Here is a 19,672-nt window from a genome sequence, read left to right as displayed (position 1 = left end):
ACCTAGAGTTTAAACTCTAGGTATTTTTTATTATTGTTCTGGTTTTTCATACATTTTACTTTCAAATATAAAGTCATGTAGAATTGGTAAACACTTATCAGCATTATAACGCCAAACCCAACCAGCTTTACCATATATTCCCCCTATACTATATTCTTCCATAGGGAACTCTAATGATTTTATATTAAAATCACCTATTTGAAGTGCAGTAGCTCCAAGTGATAAAATAGTTGTAGGTTTCATGTTAGTTTTAATATAAGGTAAAATACTATCTACTAATTCTGGATACTTAGTAACTGGAAGATTTTTAATTCCATCTATTATACCTTGTATAAGAGCTCTTTGTCTTCCATCTCTTTCTAAGGCGCTATCATTTTTTCTGATACGGCCATAAGATAAGGCTTGGTATCCATTTAGTTTTTGAGTACCAGAATTCTCAATTAATTCCATTGGACCTTTATTTTTATTTTTATCAAATTCATAACACTCAGGAATAAATTTATTTAATTCATTAATTTCGCCTGGCTTAACATCTACAATAACTCCACCTAAAGTGTGAACTATATCCATAAATGAGAAGAAATTTACTATAGCATAGTTTTGTATATCTAGTTTAAAATTATTCTCAATAGTTTCAACTAATAAATTAATTCCACCATAAGCATATGCATGAGTAAGCTTTTGCATACCATGTCCAGGTATATCCACATATGTATCTCTAGCCAAAGAAGTAAGTTTTAAGCTTTTATTTTTATTATCTATAGTAAGAATCATCATAGAATCTGATCTAGATGTTTCCTCTAAAGTCCTACCATCTGTCCCAACAAGTAAAATATTTGTTATACCTTTAACTTCTTTATAATTGGTTTTATTAAGTATTTTGCTATCTGTACTTCCATCATACATGGTATCTAATTTAAAATATAAATACCCAAAAGCACCTGCTGGTATTAAGATAACTAACAATAGCAGGGCAATAACGAACTTTTTCAAATTCGACAAAATAATCCCTTCTTTCTCATGATTTTTAATGTACACCTAATTATATTAAACTATAAACATATATTCAATACATAAAGAATATAAAAAAATAACAAATTTGATACAAGTTACATACATAATAATATATCAATGAAACAGGGGGATATATAAATGGTAGATATAAAAACTAAATATATAAATATATACAATGATAAATTAAATTGTACAATAGAATATCCAGAAATATATATAAAAGAAAAAGATATTTTTATACAACAAATAAATAGTAGAATAAAGGAAGATATAAATATTTTTATAGATATGGAAAATGACAACTTTAAAATAGACAAAGACAAATCAAATATATTTATAGATTATAAACTTCATTTTAATAAAAATAATATAGTAAGTTTATCTATAATATTTTCTGAAATATATAGATATAAATGTTTAATTAACTATGTAAAAACTTACAATTTTGATTTGAATAAAGAACAAATAATAAATATACAAGATCTAATAAAAGAAAAATATATAGATAACAGTATCACAGGTAAAATATTAAATGAATATGTAGATTATATGCAAAACTTTTATATTGAAGAGGGTAGCATTAATTTCGTTTATTCATCATATGAAATTTATAATATGAATGAAATTATAGAAAAAGAAATAAAATTTAAAGATATATACAATTATTTAAGTGAGTATACAATTCAAAGAATAATGGGGGAGTAAGATGAGGCAACTAAAAGAATATAACAGAAACTTAGCTGTAGAATATGCTAGAATGTGGGCTTTATACAGAAATCCAAAGTATAAAGATTATGATCCGTGGGGAGGAGATTGCACAAACTATATATCTCAATGTATACATGCAGGAGGAATACCTTTTGATCATGAAGGTAAAGATGAGCTTCAAAAATGGTACTGGTATAGTGATTCAAGCAGAACTCCATCGTGGACAGCGGCAGATCCATTTGGTAGATATATATTAAATAATAATAATGATAATACTCAAAATAAAGGAATATATGCAGTAATTGCAGAATATAACGAACTTGAATTAGGCGATATTATACAACTTATATATCAAGGTAAAGCTTATCACACAATGATAGTAACGGAGGTAATTTTAGATGATAGAAACTATTTAATAGATTATCTCATATGTCAGCATACAGAGGACTTACTTGATTTTCCTTTAAGTGAAAAGATAGGAGAAAGAAAATATATTAAAATTTTAGGGTATTACTAAAAATCTGACTTTAATTAAAGTCAGATTTTTAGTTAGAATGAATATATATTTTATTATATTTAAATATTGTTTATATTTATTAATTTTATTTACAAAGTTAAGTTTAAAAATTACTAGTCTTTACAGTTTAAGATAGATCAAAAAAATGAATTTACTTACAAGAGAAAACAAAATTAATAAAACAAAGAAAAATGTGTAAAATTTTATTATATGGAAATAATCACACTCAAGAGGTGATTATAATGAGAATACCAAAACATGTGGGAATAATACCAGATGGAAATAGAAGGTGGGCTCAGTCAAAAGGGCTTACAAAAGATAAAGGATATGACAATGGATTAGATCCTGGGCTTGAGGCATATAGAGTGTGTAGAGACTTGGGAGTAGATGAAGTTACTTTTTATGGATTTACGACAGATAATGTAAAACGACCATCGTATCAAACAAAGGCATTTACAGATGCATGTGTAAGTGCTGCTCAAATGTTGGCAAATGAGGGTGCATCTTTATTAGTTATAGGAAATACAAACTCTCCTATGTTTCCTAAAGAGCTAATGAAGTACACAAAACGTACAGAGGCAAAAGAAGGACAGATAAAAGCAAATATTTTAGTGAACTATGGATGGCACTGGGATTTAAATACTCTTTCAACAGCTGAAGGGAATAATAAAAACAATATACATGAGTATATACAATCTTTTGATATATCTAGATTGGATTTAATTGTTAGGTGGGGAGGAAGACGTAGACTAAGTGGATTTTTACCAGTGCAATCTATATATGCAGATTTTTATGTGTTAGATGATTATTGGCCAGATTTTAAAAATGAACATATTTATGACGCTATAGATTGGTATAGTAAGCAAGATATAACCCTTGGAGGATAAGGTAGATATATTGAAAATATAGACAAAAAATGCTAAAATTAACCTTAATTATTGGATAGAAGGGTGAATATATGGCAAAGAAAAAAAAGATTATAAAAAAAAGAAGAATAAAAAAGTCTAGGTTAATTATTATAGTGTTTTTATTATTAATTTCTATATTTTCACTATCATTTTTATTTAAGCTATTATTTGTATCTGAAGCAGATGATAAAAATGGTAAAGAGAATGATGTAAAAGATAACCAACCGAAAAAAGTAGAGATTGAGCATCTCAGTTTAGACAATGAAAATTCTGATCATAAATTTAAAGTTTTAATAGACCCAGGTCATGGAGGAAGTGATACTGGCACAAAAGGGGTTGATGGAGTTTTAGAAAAGGATATATGCTTAAGTATAGGTAAAAAAGTAGCTGGGGCCCTATCTCAATATGATGACTTAGAAGTTATATTAACAAGAAGCGAAGACACTTATGTTTCAGGAGCAGATAGAATAAAAATGGCAAATTCTCAAAACGTAGATGCAGTAATATCTATAGAAGCAAATGCACAAAGTGGAAGAAATGATGCTTATGGCACAGAAACATATTACCAACAAAATGGAGTAGTGGACTCTGAAAAGTTAGCAAAATCAATACAAAGCACTATATGCTTATATTTAAATACAAGGGATAGAGGCATATATCCATCTAATCTTGAAATTTTAAAAAATACTGATATGCCATCAGCATTAGTTGAAGTAGGATTTATAACGAATGAAAAAGAAACTAAAAAATTAAAAACTGAAAGCTACCAAAATAAAATGGCAGAAGGTATTGCTCAAGGTATTTTAAGATACATAGACTCTAAAAATAAATAAAAAGGAAGTATATAAATTTATATACTTCCTTTTTGCATAGCAACATATAAATTTATTAAAACTACAATAAATGGAGGTTGCTTATTTATGTTTGAAGATATTAATAATTTTAATATATTGGCATTTGATGGAGGTGGGATAAGAGGAGCTATAAGTATATCTATACTAAATATGATACAGGAACACTACCCATCAATACTAGATAAAATGAGCCTTATAGGAGGAACTTCTACTGGAAGTTTTATAGCTATAGGAATAGCATACGGATTAACTTCAAAGGAGATATTAAATATTTATACTGGAGATGGGGGAAAGCAGGTATTTGGCAAAAGCTCACCGGGAATAATTATGAGTAAGTATGAAACTGATGATCTTAGAAATTTATTATTAACTATATTTCCAAAAGATTTAAGGTTAAAAGATTTAAGTAAATTTGTGGTTATACCAACTTTTTATCTAGGTGAAAATGGTGATAAGTGGGAACCTATATTTTACAATAATTTACCTGGTTCAGATAATGAAAATAGTAGGGTGATTGATGTTATGTTGGCTAGTAGTGCAGCTCCCATATATTTTCCAATATATAATAATCATGTAGATGGAGGAATAATTGCAAATGATCCTAGTCTAGTTTGTTTAATACATGCTCTAGATTGTGGGTTAGCTAAAAGTATATCAAACATAAAGCTTATTTCTATAGGTACAGGAGATTTAAATAAAAAAATAAGTATAGAAAAATCAAATTGGGGAGCTATAGATTGGATTATAAACAAAGAGGTTTCTTACCCAATAATAAACTTGATATTAGAAAGTAATTCTAAATTTAGCCAATATTGTATAAAAAAAATATTAGATGAAAATTATATAAGAATAAACCCTAGCATAGAAAAAAATATATCGTTAGATGATATTAAATTTATAAAAGAGTTAGTGAAAATAGGAGAATCTTATAGTATTGAAAAAGAACTAGAGTGGATAGGTCAAAATTGGAATTAATGTATAGAATACAGTCAGTTACATTTGCTATAATAAACTATATGAAAAGGTATTCTAGGGGGGATGATATGGAGGTATTAAGTAGTGATAATTATTATTTAGCGAACTTATATGAAAATAGCTTAATGGAAGAAGATAAAAGAAATTTAGGTATTTATTACACACCAAAGTATGTTATAGATTATATTATAAAACAAGCTTTGTATGATCATGACTTTATTAAAAATCCATATCCTAAAATTTTAGATATTTCTTGTGGTTGTGGTAATTTTTTATTAGAAGTTTATGATTTTCTTTATGAAATGTTTGAAAAATATAACTATGAGCTAAACATTAAAGATATTCATAATCATATTATTTGTAATTGTATATATGGCATAGATATAGATGAAAAAGCTGTAGAAGTACTTAAATATTCTCTAAAGAATAAAGATATATCTTCTACTTTTGATAAGCTAAATATATATTGCTTTGATAGTTTGGATAGGGATTGTGTCAATGATGAATTAAAGGAATTATTTTGGGAAGAAAAATTTGATTATATAGTTGGAAATCCACCATATATAGGGCATAAAAAGCTTACAATCAAGTATAAAAAGTGGTTAATAAAAGAATACAAAGATGTATATAAGGATAAATCTGATATTTACTTTTGTTTTTATAAAAGGATAATAGATTTATTAAAATCAAAAGGAATAGCAAGTATTATAACTCCTAGATATTTTATAGAGAGTCCTAGTGGGAGTTGTTTAAGACGATACATAATGGAAAATGTAAGTATAAAAGAGATTGTAGACTTTAATGGCATAAATATATTTAAAAATGCAAATATAGCAAGCTGTATAATAACTATGTCAAAGGAAAAAATTAAAAATGAATATATGAATGTGTATAAGTTAAACAATTCAAATCTAGGTTTAAAAGATAGAAAGGATATTTTATCTAAATTAAATGATATACATTATTTTGATAAGATTATATTAAATCAAAAGGATTTAGAGGAAGATTGGATTATAGATAAGATAGAAAATATTAAACTATATAATCAAATAGAAAAAAATTGTGATTATAAGTTAAAGGAAATATGTTTAAGTTTTCAAGGAATAATAACTGGATGTGATAAAGCGTTTGTAGTTGAAGATATGACACGATTTGAAGAAGATGAAATATTAAAAAACTGGATAAAAAGTAAAAATATAAAAAAGTATGTGATTAAAAATAATTCTCAAAAACTTATATATAGTGATGACATAGATGATTTAGAGAAATATAAAAAATTTATAGACTATATACAAAAATATAAGAGTAAATTAGAAAATAGAAGAGAATGCAGAAAAAATATAAGAAGATGGTATCAATTACAGTGGGGACGAGATAAATCATTATTTCAAAGAAAAAAAATAATGTATCCTTACAAGTCTAGTGAGAATAGATTTGCTATAGATACAATAGAGAGTTTTTGTAGTGCAGATGTATATTCTTTTTATATAAGACCTGAATATGAAAAAGAATTTTCTTATGAATATTTAGTAGGATTATTAAATTCAGATGTATATGATACATACTTTAAAACATTTGCAAAAAAGATGGGTAAAAACTTATATGATTATTACCCAAATAAAGTTATGGAAATAAGTATATTTAAAGATCATAATTACAAAAAAATAGAAAGTTTATCTAAAAAAATTATAAATATAATGAAAAATGATGATAATTACAATGAAGAATTGATTAATTTACAATGTAAAATAAATGATTTAATAATTAAATCACTGAATTTGAATTCACTAACTTAAAGTACTTTTCATATACTCATATTAATATAAATTTGAGGAGGAAATGTTGATATGATGAATGTTGATATTATAAATAGTGAAAGTAGTGTATATGTAAAAGTGGAAGGTAAATTAAGTGATAGAGAAATAAAATCGTTTACAAGTGATTATAAGCAAAAAATAAAGGGAATAAAAACACAAAGATATAATTTAATTATAGAGGTAGATCCGTTTGAATACGATAAGATTTCCACTATAAAAAATACATGTATGATGTTTTACAAAACAGGTTATAAAAATATATACTTAGTAGATCCTATGAACTATATAATGTCAAATATAAAACTAAATTCAATTGAGAGAAAAGTATTTTTAAACTCAATAAAAATAGTAAATTCTAAAAATGACATAAAATAAATTAAAAAATACATTATTTTTATATATATTAATTTAAAATATAAAGGCTAAAATATGAATGTAGAATGAAGTATAAAATTAAAATTTAATAAATATTATAAAAAAATATAATTTTTACTTGAAATAGGGTGAAACTTGTAATATATTTGTTTTTAGGAACACATATCTTTGTAACTTGATAAGGAGATATTTATGAAAGGATTAGTGCTTGAAGGCGGAGGCACAAAGGGTGCTTACCAGATAGGAGCATTTAAAGCTTTAAGAGAATTAGGTATAGAGTTTAAAGGTGTTGCAGGAACATCTATAGGAGCTCTAAATGGAGCTTATATAGTTCAAGATAATATTGATGTCTTAGAGGATATATGGACCAACTATGACTATACTCATTTTATGAATATAGATGAGGAAACATATAACCGTATAAAGCATGTTGACTTTACGCCTAAAAATATAAATATGGTACTTTCTTTGATGAATAAGGCTAGAAAAAATCAAGGTATAGATATAAGTCCATTTAGAAGTTTATTAGAAAAAACTATAAGCGAAGATTTAATAAGAAAATCTAATAAAGATTTTGGATTAGTAACTGTTATGTGGGATGGTAAAATAATTCCAAATCCAATGTTTTTAGATGATATCCCAAATGGCAAATTATTAGACTATTTAATAGCTAGTGCAAGTTTGCCTATATTTAAACTAGATAAGTTAGACGATAAACTTTTTTTAGATGGTGTTTTTCATAATAATATACCTGTAAGTTTATTAAGAGAAAAGGGATATGAAGATATTGTTGTAATTAGACTTATTGATGATTTATTTGGAAAAATAAATTTAAATCATCATCAAGATGCTAACATGAAGGTTATAGTTCCTTCAGAATATTTAGGTGGATGCTTAAATTTAGATCCTGATAATGTAAAGAGAAATATTAGCTTAGGATATATGGATACTATGAAAACCTTTAACAGATATGGTGGAGTTAGGTATTATTTTAACTTAGATTATAAATATGATGAAGATTATTGTTTTCATAAGTTAAGTAGTTTAAGTAAAAATGCAATTGAAGGATTATGTAAGATACTTAATATAAAAAGAGATATTAATAAAAGGACTCTTTTAGAATCTATAATACCAAAGTTAGGCGAGAACTTTAATTTGCCAAAAGAATTTTCATATAAAGATTTATTTTATTGTATATATGAAAAAAAGCTTGAAGAAAATAACATAAATAGAATTAATCTTTATGATTTTAATAAGGTAGTAGAAGTAGTAAACACTAATATAAATTCAAATTTGGATTGGGTGTCTAATTTTGAAAATAGACACATAATACCGACTCATAGGAATAGGTTTACTAAACTTTTAACAAATATAATAATAAATGATATAAAGTCATAAATTAAAAAATGGTATTATATCATAAAATAACAAATGAAATTTATGGAGGTATTAAAATGGAAAAAATAGTAACTATTAAAAATGCAAGTGGATTACATGCTAGACCAGCTGGAATGTTTGTTAAGAAAGCATCTGAATTCAAATCTACAGTAGAAATAAAAGCAAAAGATAAAGTTGTTAACGCTAAGTCAATAATGGGAATAATGAGTTTAGGATTAGCTCAAGGAGATGAAGTAGTTATAGTTGCAAATGGTGAAGATCAAGAAGCAGCAGTAAATGCTTTAGTTGAGTTAATAGAAAGTGGATTTGGTGAATAATAAAAACTAATAAACCTCGGTGAAAACCGAGGTTTATTGAATATATAGATATTGTATACAAGAGACAATAGGAGGAAGCCATATGTATAAAGGAACAGGAGCGTCGCCTGGAATAGCTCTAGGAAATGCATTAGTTATAGAACATAGTGAACTTAATATAGAAAAAAAGAATATAGAGAATATTGAGGTTGAAATAGAAAAATTACAATCAGCAGTAGAGACTTCAAGAATTGAGTTAGAAAAAGTTAAGGAAAGAGCTAAAGTTGAATTAGGTGAGCATGAAGCTGAAATATTTGAAGCTCATTTATTAGTATTAGCAGATCCAGAGTTAATAGATCAAACTATATCTAAAATAAAAGATGAAAAAGTAAATGCTGATTTTGCTTTAAATGAAGTTAAAGATATGTTTGTAAGTATATTTGAATCTATGGATAATGAATATATGAGAGAAAGAGCAGCTGATATAAAAGATGTTACAAATAGAGTACTAAGACATATATTAGGTGTAAAAGTAGTAGACCTATCTGCTTTAGATGAAGAAGTTATATTAATAGCTCATGATTTAACTCCATCAGATACTGCTACAATGAATAAAAAAATGGTTTTAGGATTTTTAACTAATATAGGTGGAAGAACTTCTCATACAGCTATAATGGCAAGAACTTTAGAAATTGCAGCTATAGTTGGATTAAATGATGCTACAGATCAAATAAAAGATGGTGACTTTATAGTATTTAATGGTGAAACAGGAGAAGTTATCATAAATCCGGATGAAGAAACTATAAATCAATATAGAAAATTAAAGGCTAAGCATGACGAAGAGAAAGAAGCTTTAAAACAATTAATAGGAAAAGCTTCTTCTACGCTTGATGAAAGACATGTGGAGCTAGCAGGAAACATAGGAAGCCCAAATGACTTAGATGGATTATTAAAAAATGATGCTGAAGGTGTAGGTCTTTATAGAACTGAGTTTTTATATATGGATAAGGAAGATGATTTCCCAACAGAACAAGAGCAATATGAGGCGTATAAAGCAGTTCTTGAAGGCATGAATGGAAAGCCTATAGTAATAAGAACATTAGACATAGGTGGAGATAAAGAATTAAAGTATTTTAAAATGGATGAAGAAATGAATCCATTCTTAGGATATAGAGCTATAAGATTATGTTTAGATAGAGTTGATATATTTAAAACTCAATTAAGAGCTTTATACAGAGCAAGTGTTCACGGAAAATTAAGAATAATGTTCCCAATGATATCTTCATTAGAAGAACTTTTAAAAGCTAAGGAAGTTATAAGAGAAGTTTTATCTGAATTAGATTCAGAAGGTATAAAATATTCTCATGAGGTAGAAGTAGGAATGATGATAGAGATACCATCAGCTGCTGTTATTTCGGATATATTAGCTAAGCATGTTGACTTCTTCTCTATAGGAACTAACGATTTAATACAATATACTTGTGCAGTTGATAGAATGAATCAAAAAATAAGTTACTTATATAACCAATTTAATCCAGCGGTACTTAGACTTATAAAAATGGTAATTGATAATGCTCATAAAGAAGGTAAATGGGTAGGTATGTGCGGTGAATCTGCAGGAGATAAGAGAATGATTCCTATACTTTTAGGAATGGGTCTTGATGAGTTCTCAATGTCACCAATATCAATACTTCCAGCTAGAAAATTTATAACTTCTGTAAATTATTCAGATATGAAAAAATTTGCGGATGAAGTATTAACTATGGGTACTGCAGAAGAAATAAAAGCTTATGTAGATAAAACTTTTAATATGTAGGAAAAAGGTCGCTTATTAAGCGATCTTTTTTATTAAAATTTAAATTAATCAGAAAAATTTAATTTTTTAGAAAAAATAATAAAGCAAAGGATTAACCTTATAAAATAAAGTTAATATTATTAAAACATAAAAAAATAAACTAAAGTAAATTAATATATAATTAAAATTAATTTATTAAAGAGTGGATTTTAAAAAAATTTATTGACAGAACTTATATATTAAATTAAAATTACTTTAAATAATTTCAATAAATAAAGACATTGAAAGGAAGAGTATTTATAGGAAGTAGTTAAGAGCGAGCTGGTTATGGTGAGAGTCCAGTACGAAGCCTATATTGAAGAACATCCTGGAGTTGCTAACCGAAATTTTTAAAAAGAGTAGGCTTAGACGGAACCAAACCGTTATCAAGTTGGAACGCACTAAGATAAGTCTTGCTGCGTTATTTGAGAGAACTTGATAATTAGTTTCAAGTTAATCAGGGTGGTACCGCGGAAAAGTTAAACTTTCGTCCCTATATTTTTACATATAGGAGCGAAAGTTTTTTTATTTTCAAAAGTATAATTTTGGCCAAATTATACTCAAATGTATGACGTCATACTCTCTAGAGGACATAAAAACTTAAAATCATAAATTAAATAAAAGGAGAGTATAAATATGAGCTTAATAATACCAAAAGGATATAAATCAAGTTTAGGAATTATAAAAACACAAGAAGCAATAAAAGACTTAAAAGATTTTTTTGAAAAACGATTAGGAGAAGAGTTAGAACTTACTAGAGTGTCATCACCATTATTTGTTCTACCTGAGACTGGTACAAACGATAACTTAAATGGTGTAGAAAAAGCAGTTAGTTTTGAAATTAAAGATATGAAAAAAAGAGCAGAGATAGTACATTCACTAGCGAAGTGGAAGAGAATGGCTCTTAAAAAATATGGATTTAGTATAGGTAAAGGTATATATACAGATATGAATGCAATAAGAAAAGATGAAGAATTAGATAATATTCATTCAATATATGTAGATCAATGGGACTGGGAGCTTATTATAGATAAAAAAGATAGAAATATAGATACTTTAAAGGCTAAAGTACAGAAAATATATTCCGTATTTAAAGAAACAGAAGAACATGTACACAAATTATATCCTCAAATAAAAAAAGTTTTACCTAAAGATATAACTTTTATAACAACACAAGAACTTTTAGAAATGTATCCAACATTAACACCAAAAGAAAGAGAAAATCAAATTGTAAAAGATAAAGGTGCAGTATTTTTAATGCAGATAGGGAAAGTTCTTTCTAGTGGAGAAAAGCATGATGGAAGAAGCCCTGACTACGATGATTGGGAGTTAAATGGAGATATTTTATTTTATAACCCTATTTTAGACAATGCTATAGAGTTATCATCTATGGGAATTAGAGTAGATGAAGAAAGTTTAGATAAACAATTAGAGGTATCTGGCTGTAAAGAAAGAAAATCTCTAGACTATCACAAAGCATTAATGAATGGGGAACTTCCATACACTATAGGAGGAGGAATTGGCCAATCTAGGATATGTATGTACTTTTTAAATAAAGCTCATATAGGAGAAGTTCAAGCAGGTATATGGCCAGCAGACATGATTAAAGATTGTGAAAAATATGGAATTAACTTATTATAAGGTTTAATACATTTATCAAACCACTTACATAGGTTATAATAATTTTAAATTATAACTTTAGGAGAAGGTAAATGAAAAAAGTAATTAAAGGATTTGAGCTATTTTTAGATATATTTAAGAAGAAGTTAGTTAAATTAAAGAATAATAAGTTTGGTATAACATATTTGATAAATTTATTCAAGGTTCCGAACTTTTATAAAGATAAAGATGTAAGCCTAATAAGTAAATTTAAAGTAACCTTTTCAATAATAATAGCTTTAATATACTTAATATTAGGAATTGATTTTATTCCAGAATTTCTTTTAGGGGCATTTGGATTTGTAGATGATTTAATAGTCATCATTTGGAGTTTAGAAATCGTTAATAATGAAATTGAAAAATATAAAAAGTTAAAAAAAGAAATAAAAAACTCTAATATTATAGAAGGTGTGACTTTTTCGATAAAAGATGAATAATAATATTTTTAATCTTTTATTTAGTATTTTGGATATTTTAGTTGTATGTGGTATTCATCAAAAAACTTAGAATGGGTGAAGAGATGGAGAATAAAAAAATAGTAAAAAATATATTGTTAATGATTGTAATGATAGTATGCATAGGATTCCCAAAAAGTATTTTTGCTGATAATGGATGTGTTATAGACCCATACATTAAAGAATCCAAAAAATATAGTTACAACTATGAAGACCCTGCAGAAATAAATAAGGGTCAAGAAATTTATAATTCTATATATAAGGCTCTTGTGAACTTAGATGATTCAGTTGATCTTTCAAAGTATGGAACACCAAAAAGTAGTGAGGTGTTTGATATAAGAAAGAAAGTTTTAGATGATCATCCAGAAATATTTTACTTTACACATCAAGGTTCTGTTTATTGGACTAATGGTAAATTAGAGTTTAAGTATATCTCATCAAAAGATGTAGTAAAAAATATGAAGAGTGAACTAGACAATAAGGCTAATAATATCATAAAAACACAAATATCAAACTCTATGAATAATATGGATAAGGTTATAGCAATACATGATTACTTAGTTTTAAATACTAAATATGACTTAAATGCAGAATATGCTTTTGATCCATATGGAGTAATTGTAAAAGGTAGCGGTGTATGTCAAGGATATGCTACAAGTATGAAATTACTTTTAAATAAAGTTGGGATAGATAGTGTATATTTATCTAGCCAAGCTATGAATCATATTTGGAATATTGTAAATATAGATGGACAAAACTATCAAATGGATGCTACATGGGATGATCCTGTTCCTGATAGAGAAGGAGTTGTAAGATATTCATACTTAGCTTTAAGCGATGATGAAATGAAAAAAGATCATAATTGGGAAGATAAAAATGCTCCAAGATGTGATAGTACTAAATACAACTATATGAGAGAAATGGACTATGTAGTAAATTACAAGAATTATAGATACTATTCGAATGTATCAGATGGACATAGAGTTTATAAAATAAATAAAAATGGAAGTGAGAAGCAAAAAATAGTTAGCTCACCAGGTACGCCTTTATATGTAAAAGAAGGATATCTTTACTATAAGGATTTATACACTGGAGGTATAAAAAAATTACAAATAGAAGAACAAAGTAAAGATGAAATAAATAAAGACGACCAAAATAAAGAAGATGAAAACAAAGATAAAGACAAAGATAAAGATGAAGTAAATAAAGGTGATGAAAATCAAAATAAAAAAATATTTAATGATGTAAAAAATCATTGGGCTGCAGAGAAAATAGATTTATTTACTCAAAAGGGTTATATAAATGGATATGAAGATAATTCATTTAGACCAGATAATTCAATAACTAGAGCTGAATTTGTAAAAATAGTAAATAAATACTTTGGGCTAAATAAAAAAAGTGGAAAAGTATTTAATGATACTGTAAATCATTGGGCTAAAGATGAGATTGATATAGCAGTTACAAATGGTGTTTGTAAAGGAATGTCAAATGAAGAATTTAGTCCAGATAAACCTATTACAAGAGAGCAAGCTAGTTTAATGATATCAAATTATAAAAAAATAGCAGATTACAACTATGATAAAATAAATAGATTTGCTGATAAATTAGAAATATCAGATTGGGCAAAAAGTGGTGTGGAAGGTGTGTTAGAAAAAGGATATATGAACGGATATCCAGATAATACATTTAAGCCACAATCAAATATAACAAGAGCAGAAGCAGTAGTTACTCTTAGTAGAGTTAAATAAAAAATAGCATGTAGATTTTTCTACATGCTATTTTTTATTTATTTATAAATATAGATTCAAGAGTTTTTATTAATAAACTATTTTGATTGTGATTTAAAGTGCAAACTCTAAAGAAATATTCATCTAGGCCTTCGAAGGATTTACAATCTCTAATTATAATTTGTTTGCTTATTAAAATTTCTCTAATTTCAGAAGCTTTTATTTTTTTTGATTTAATTTCACTTAATATAAAATTTCCTTTACTAGGATATACAGTTAAATCTTTAAAAGAAGAAAGCTCTTTTAAAATAAATTCTCTTTCGCTAGTTAAAGTTTGATATGAATTTTTTATAAAAGAATCATCTTTAAACATAACCTCGCCCATGATGGTTGCAAGTGTATTTATATTCCATAAATCTAGATTACTATTTATAGAATTTTTTATATTACTATTAGATGTAAGGCCATATCCTAATCTTATGCCAGGGGTACCAAAAAATTTTGAGGTACCTCTTATTATGAATAATTTATCAAAGTTATCTACTAATTTAGTAGATGAATAAATATTTGTATCTGTAAATTCAATATAAGTTTCATCTACCATAATTAGCGCATTAGTATTTTCTAAGATTTTTTTCATTTCACCATTTGAAAAAGCAAAACCAGTAGGATTATTAGGATTGCAGATAACAACTATATCATTGCAATCACTATTTATAAAATTTATAAATTCATCTACATTTACTTTAAAAAGATTTTCTTTTTTTGAAAAAAACTTATTTATTATACAGTTTGATTTTGACAATTCTTTTTCGTACTCTGAATACGAAGGTGATAATAAAACTGCCTTTTTAGGACTTACTATATTTATGAATGAAGATATAAGCTCTGTAGCTCCACTACCTAAAAGTATATTATCAGTAGCACAACCACAATAATTTGAAATTGAAAGTTTTAAATCATGATATGAAGGATCTGGATATATAGAAACCATATCAATATTATCTATTACAGCTTGTTTAGCCAATCTAGAAGAACCTAATGGATTTATATTAGAACTAAAGTCCATTAGTTCGTTTTTATTTAAACCTAACTTACTTGATAAGTCGTATAAGTTAGCACCGTGATTTGAACTCATTGGAAATTACCTCCTAAAAAATTATGACTATATTAATAATTATATATAATAATTTGTAGATAATATATAGAAATGTAGAATAAAAATAAAGTTCAAAACATAAACACGAATTATATTTAAAAAAAATAAAAAAACATTCTAAAAATATTAAAAGATATGATATAATGATATATATTAATATACGGTAAATTGGAGGTACAATTATGTACAAAGTTACAGGTGTAATGATAAGTGAAGAAGAAATACAAAAAAAAGTAAAAGAATTAGCTAAAAAAATAGAAAAAGATTTTGAAGGACAAGAACTTTTAGTTGTAGGAATACTTAAAGGGGCTAGTGTATTTGTTGCAGATTTAATAAGAAATATAAACCTAGACGTTAATATAGATTTTATGAGTGTTTCTAGTTATGGAAATTCAACTGAATCATCTGGTACAGTGAAAATTTTAAAAGACTTAGATGTAGATATAGAAGGAAAAAATGTTTTAATAGTTGAAGATATAATAGATAGTGGATTAACTTTAAGCAACTTAGTTGCAGCTTTAAAAACTAGAAATCCTAAATCTTTAAAGCTATGTACATTATTAGATAAGCCTGAAAGAAGAAAATCTAATATACATGTTGATTATGTAGGATTTGTTATAGAAGATAAATTTATTGTTGGATATGGAATTGATTATGCAGAAAAATACAGAAATTTACCATATATAGGAATAGTAGGAGAGTAATCTCCTACTATTTTTTTAAAAATTATTTTAAATAATTAAGTTTGAATGTATAATTAAATTATAAATAAAACTTAATTACTATAGGGGGAGAAGTTATGTACTATATAGGTATAGATATTGGAGGTACAGGAGTACAAGCTGGATTAGTAGATGAGTCAGGAAAAATAATCTTTACAAATGAATGTATAACAGATGTAGCTGCTGGATTTGATAAAGTTATGGAAGATATAAATATTATGGTAAGAGATTTACTGAAGGAAAACGATATAAAGATTAGCGATATTAAATCTATTGGTTGTGGAGTTCCTGGATTCATAAATAAAAAAGGTCAAGTTACTTGTGTTAACCTAAATTGGAAATCAGAAGAATTTATAAAAACATTACAATCTAAATTCCCAGAAGTTAAAGTCTATGCAGATAATGATGCAACAGTTGCAGCACTAGCAGAAGCCAAAGCTGGGAGCATGAAAGGTTGCGATGTTGGAGTGATGTATACATTAGGTACTGGTGTAGGTGGTGGAATTATAATAAATGGAAAAGCATTTAGTGGAGCTCATAATATGGGATCTGAGTTAGGTCATGTAATTATAGATTCAAATTATTATGATTGTAGTTGTGGAAATAATGGATGCTTGGAAACTTTTTGTTCAGCTACTGCTATAATAAATTATTCTAAGAAACTTATATCTGATGGCAGAAATAGCAAGATTTTAGAATTAGCAAACAATGACATAGATAATGTAAATGCTAAAAATATATTTGATGCATATAGAGAAAATGATGAGGTAGCAGTAGAAACTATAAATAGATTTAAAGAATATTTAGCAAAATCTATAGCTTCAATTATAAATACTATAGATCCAGATATTATATCAATAGGAGGAGGAATATCCAGATCTGGAGATATAATATTAGATGGATTAGATGAAATTGTTAGAAAATATGTAGTTTTTAAAGAAGAAGAATTTGCAGATATAGTTATAGCTACATTAGGAGCAGATGCAGGAATAGTTGGATCTGCATTTTTAAGCTAAAAAATAGAAGTCTTTTAGGCTTCTATTTTTTTATGGAAAATAAGTGAAAAATTAATAATAAATTTATAACTACATGCGTAAAATGAATCATAAGCAATATAAATTAATATTAAATCTAACATATGAAATTTAAGGGGGAGATATTATGCCAAATATAGTTTTAACTAGAATTGATAACAGATTAATACATGGTCAAGTAGCAACTATGTGGTCTTCAAGTGTAGGAGCAAATTTATTATTAGTAGCAAATGATGAAGTAGCAGGAAACGAATTTAGACAGGGTCTTATGGATATGGCTGCTCCAAGTTTTGCACAAACTAGATATTTCACAATAGAAAAAACAATAAATGTAATACACAAGGCCAGTGAATCTCAGCATATAGCTATAATTTGTGAAAATCCTCAGGATGTTTTAAAGCTTGTAGAAGGTGGGGTTCCTATAAAAAAGGTTAATATAGGAAATATGCATATGGCTCCAGGGAAAAAACAAGTTTCAAAAGCTGTATGTGTAGATGATGAAGACATAAAATCATTTAAAAAGCTTAAGGAGTTAGGTGTAGAGCTAGAAATCAGGAGAGTTCCTAGTGAATCTGCTGAAAGTATAGATGAATTATTCAAATAAGGGGGAAAGTGTTTATGGAACTTGGGTTTATGCAAATTGCTTTAATTTTAATTGTTACATTTATAGCAGCTATAGACCAATTTAATTTCTTGGAATCATTATATAGACCTATTGTAATGGGGCCTATAGTTGGAGCTATAATGGGTGATTTAAACACAGGGCTTATAGTAGGTGGATCATATGAACTTATGATGATAGGAGCAATGCCTGTTGGAGGAGCACAACCTCCAAATGCAGTTATAGGTGGAATAATGGCAACTGTATTTGCTATAACATCAGGACTAGACACAAGTGCAGCATTGCCACTTGCAATACCATTTGCATTGTTAGGTCAATATGCAGTAACAGCTTTATTTACAGTTATGTCTCCATTAATGAGATTATGTGATAAAGCAGCAGAGAACTCTAATCCAAAAGGAATAGACAAAGTTAATTATATGGCTATGGCAATACTTGGAATATCTTTTGCACTGATAGTTTTAGCAGGGTTATTATCAGGTCAGGCAATTGGGGATACTTTAACTAAAGTTTTACCAGAGCAAGTATGGACTGGATTAAGTGCAGCTGGAGGAATGATGCCAGCACTAGGATTTGCAATGTTACTTAAAGTTATGTTAAGTAAGGAATATGCAATATTTATGATGCTTGGATTTGTATTAGTCGCTTATTTAAATTTACCACTTTTAGCATTAGCTATGATAGGTTTAGTTGTAGCTATCTACGATTTTAATATGAGCATAAAAACTAAAAATATTGGAGGAGGTATGAGTGATGGCATCTAATATAAAAGAAACAGCAATGATTCATACTGAATATATAGATAAAAGTGAGAGCCAAACTTTAGATAAAAAGACACTAAATAAAATGGCTTGGAGATCTATGTTTTTGCAAGCTTCATTTAACTATGAAAGAATGCAAGCAGGAGGATGGTTATATTCTATACTTCCAGGTCTTCAAAAAATACACAAAAACAAACAAGACTTATCTACATCTATGAAACATAACCTAGAGTTTTTTAATTGCCATCCATTTTTAATAACATTTGTTATGGGGATTATTTTATCATTAGAGCAAAAGAAAGCAGATGTTCAAACAATACGTTCTTTAAGAGTGGCAGCTATGGGACCTTTAGGAGGAATAGGAGATGCAATATTTTGGTTTACTCTACTTCCTATAGCAGCTGGAGTTGGTGCCAACTTAGCCCTTGAGGGAAGTATAGCTGGGCCTATAATATTTTTACTAATGTTTAATATAGTTCATCTAGGTCTGAGATTTTGGCTAATGCATTGGTCTTATAAGACAGGTGTAGAAGGTATAACAAAACTTACTAAAAATGCTAAGGAATTTACAAGATCAGCTACAGTATTAGGAATGATAGTTGTAGGAGCTTTAATAGCTTCATATGTAAATATAGATATAGTTACAGAAATACCAATAGGAGAGACAGCTTTAAAAGTTCAGGAAATACTAGATGGTATAATGCCTAAGTTATTGCCTCTTGGATTGACTTTTGGTATGTATGGATTGGTTAAAAAGAATGTAAGCCCTATGATAAATATATTAATTATGGTAATTATAGGCATAGTAGGAGCTTATATAGGATTATTCTAGGGGGA

At 27.2% G+C, this 19,672-nt stretch carries 20 protein-coding genes and 1 other annotated feature; of the genes, 18 read left to right on the top strand and 2 right to left on the bottom strand.

Annotated features, from left to right (window positions below; translation table 11 throughout):
• Window positions 1-30 precede the first annotated feature (30 nt).
• Window positions 31-1,002 carry an LCP family protein gene (locus tag ATCC9714_RS13885; protein ID WP_057545406.1) on the bottom strand — a complete coding sequence of 324 codons (972 nt, stop codon included), beginning with the start codon at window positions 1,000-1,002 and terminating at the stop codon, window positions 31-33.
• Between the two features lie 150 nt (window positions 1,003-1,152).
• On the opposite strand from ATCC9714_RS13885, the gene ATCC9714_RS13880 reads away from it, so the two are divergent.
• The 13 genes from ATCC9714_RS13880 (at window position 1,153) to ATCC9714_RS13820 (ending at window position 14,558) form a co-directional block, all read left to right on the top strand.
• Window positions 1,153-1,719, top strand: coding sequence for a polysaccharide deacetylase family protein (locus ATCC9714_RS13880; protein WP_057574329.1), 567 nt, complete (start codon window positions 1,153-1,155; stop codon window positions 1,717-1,719).
• A gap of 1 nt (window position 1,720) precedes the next feature.
• Window positions 1,721-2,239: an amidase domain-containing protein gene (locus tag ATCC9714_RS13875; RefSeq protein ID WP_057545408.1), complete on the top strand. Its 519-nt coding sequence runs from the start codon at window positions 1,721-1,723 to the stop codon at window positions 2,237-2,239.
• A gap of 242 nt (window positions 2,240-2,481) precedes the next feature.
• Complete coding sequence (gene uppS, locus ATCC9714_RS13870) at window positions 2,482-3,126, top strand: polyprenyl diphosphate synthase (protein ID WP_021129297.1); 645 nt, start codon at window positions 2,482-2,484, stop codon at window positions 3,124-3,126.
• A gap of 71 nt (window positions 3,127-3,197) precedes the next feature.
• A complete protein-coding gene (locus ATCC9714_RS13865; RefSeq protein ID WP_057545409.1) occupies window positions 3,198-3,980 on the top strand; it encodes an N-acetylmuramoyl-L-alanine amidase family protein in 783 nt (260 codons plus the stop codon).
• 87 nt (window positions 3,981-4,067) lie between these two features.
• Window positions 4,068-4,976: a patatin-like phospholipase family protein gene (locus ATCC9714_RS13860; protein WP_057545410.1), complete on the top strand. Its 909-nt coding sequence runs from the start codon at window positions 4,068-4,070 to the stop codon at window positions 4,974-4,976.
• 68 nt (window positions 4,977-5,044) lie between these two features.
• On the top strand, window positions 5,045-6,772 hold the full coding sequence (locus tag ATCC9714_RS13855) for an Eco57I restriction-modification methylase domain-containing protein (RefSeq protein WP_057574330.1): 1,728 nt from the start codon (window positions 5,045-5,047) through the stop codon (window positions 6,770-6,772).
• A 51-nt stretch (window positions 6,773-6,823) separates the two neighbouring features.
• Window positions 6,824-7,168, top strand: a complete 345-nt coding sequence (locus ATCC9714_RS13850) for a hypothetical protein (protein ID WP_021129293.1) — start codon at window positions 6,824-6,826, stop codon at window positions 7,166-7,168.
• Between the two features lie 192 nt (window positions 7,169-7,360).
• The gene (locus tag ATCC9714_RS13845; RefSeq protein ID WP_057545412.1) at window positions 7,361-8,566 is read left to right on the top strand and encodes a patatin-like phospholipase family protein; all 1,206 of its coding nucleotides are present in this window, start codon (window positions 7,361-7,363) and stop codon (window positions 8,564-8,566) included.
• 56 nt (window positions 8,567-8,622) lie between these two features.
• On the top strand, window positions 8,623-8,883 hold the full coding sequence (locus ATCC9714_RS13840) for an HPr family phosphocarrier protein (RefSeq protein ID WP_021129291.1): 261 nt from the start codon (window positions 8,623-8,625) through the stop codon (window positions 8,881-8,883).
• An 82-nt stretch (window positions 8,884-8,965) separates the two neighbouring features.
• Window positions 8,966-10,678: a phosphoenolpyruvate--protein phosphotransferase gene (gene ptsP, locus ATCC9714_RS13835; protein ID WP_057574331.1), complete on the top strand. Its 1,713-nt coding sequence runs from the start codon at window positions 8,966-8,968 to the stop codon at window positions 10,676-10,678.
• A 251-nt stretch (window positions 10,679-10,929) separates the two neighbouring features.
• Window positions 10,930-11,194, top strand: a binding site (T-box leader).
• Window positions 11,195-11,332: 138 nt separating this feature from the next.
• The gene (asnA, locus tag ATCC9714_RS13830) at window positions 11,333-12,337 is read left to right on the top strand and encodes an aspartate--ammonia ligase (RefSeq protein WP_021129289.1); all 1,005 of its coding nucleotides are present in this window, start codon (window positions 11,333-11,335) and stop codon (window positions 12,335-12,337) included.
• Window positions 12,338-12,408: 71 nt separating this feature from the next.
• On the top strand, window positions 12,409-12,792 hold the full coding sequence (locus tag ATCC9714_RS13825) for a DUF1232 domain-containing protein (RefSeq protein WP_057545413.1): 384 nt from the start codon (window positions 12,409-12,411) through the stop codon (window positions 12,790-12,792).
• A gap of 83 nt (window positions 12,793-12,875) precedes the next feature.
• Window positions 12,876-14,558, top strand: coding sequence for an S-layer homology domain-containing protein (locus ATCC9714_RS13820; protein WP_057545414.1), 1,683 nt, complete (start codon window positions 12,876-12,878; stop codon window positions 14,556-14,558).
• Between the two features lie 34 nt (window positions 14,559-14,592).
• Here the strand turns inward: ATCC9714_RS13820 and ATCC9714_RS13815 are convergent, their stop codons facing one another.
• A complete protein-coding gene (locus ATCC9714_RS13815; protein WP_057545415.1) occupies window positions 14,593-15,675 on the bottom strand; it encodes a pyridoxal phosphate-dependent aminotransferase in 1,083 nt (360 codons plus the stop codon).
• 203 nt (window positions 15,676-15,878) lie between these two features.
• On the opposite strand from ATCC9714_RS13815, the gene hpt reads away from it, so the two are divergent.
• From hpt to ATCC9714_RS13790, 5 genes are all read left to right on the top strand, one after another.
• Window positions 15,879-16,400 carry a hypoxanthine phosphoribosyltransferase gene (gene hpt, locus ATCC9714_RS13810; protein WP_021129285.1) on the top strand — a complete coding sequence of 174 codons (522 nt, stop codon included), beginning with the start codon at window positions 15,879-15,881 and terminating at the stop codon, window positions 16,398-16,400.
• Window positions 16,401-16,495: 95 nt separating this feature from the next.
• Window positions 16,496-17,434: an ROK family protein gene (locus tag ATCC9714_RS13805; RefSeq protein ID WP_057545416.1), complete on the top strand. Its 939-nt coding sequence runs from the start codon at window positions 16,496-16,498 to the stop codon at window positions 17,432-17,434.
• A 145-nt stretch (window positions 17,435-17,579) separates the two neighbouring features.
• Entirely contained in the window at window positions 17,580-18,056 is a 477-nt protein-coding gene (agaB, locus tag ATCC9714_RS13800; RefSeq protein ID WP_054631577.1) for a PTS galactosamine transporter subunit IIB, read from the top strand.
• Window positions 18,057-18,070: 14 nt separating this feature from the next.
• Complete coding sequence (locus ATCC9714_RS13795; RefSeq protein ID WP_021129282.1) at window positions 18,071-18,838, top strand: PTS mannose/fructose/sorbose/N-acetylgalactosamine transporter subunit IIC; 768 nt, start codon at window positions 18,071-18,073, stop codon at window positions 18,836-18,838.
• Window positions 18,828-19,667: a PTS system mannose/fructose/sorbose family transporter subunit IID gene (locus ATCC9714_RS13790; protein ID WP_021129281.1), complete on the top strand. Its 840-nt coding sequence runs from the start codon at window positions 18,828-18,830 to the stop codon at window positions 19,665-19,667. Before ATCC9714_RS13795 ends, ATCC9714_RS13790 begins: the two co-directional genes overlap by 11 nt.
• Window positions 19,668-19,672: the final 5 nt, after the last annotated feature.

It is taken from the genome of Paraclostridium sordellii (genome assembly GCF_000953675.1).
Classification (GTDB): domain Bacteria; phylum Bacillota; class Clostridia; order Peptostreptococcales; family Peptostreptococcaceae; genus Paraclostridium; species Paraclostridium sordellii.
The sequence above is the reverse complement of the archived record's forward strand: the minus strand, read 5'-3'. Positions and strand labels throughout refer to the sequence as shown.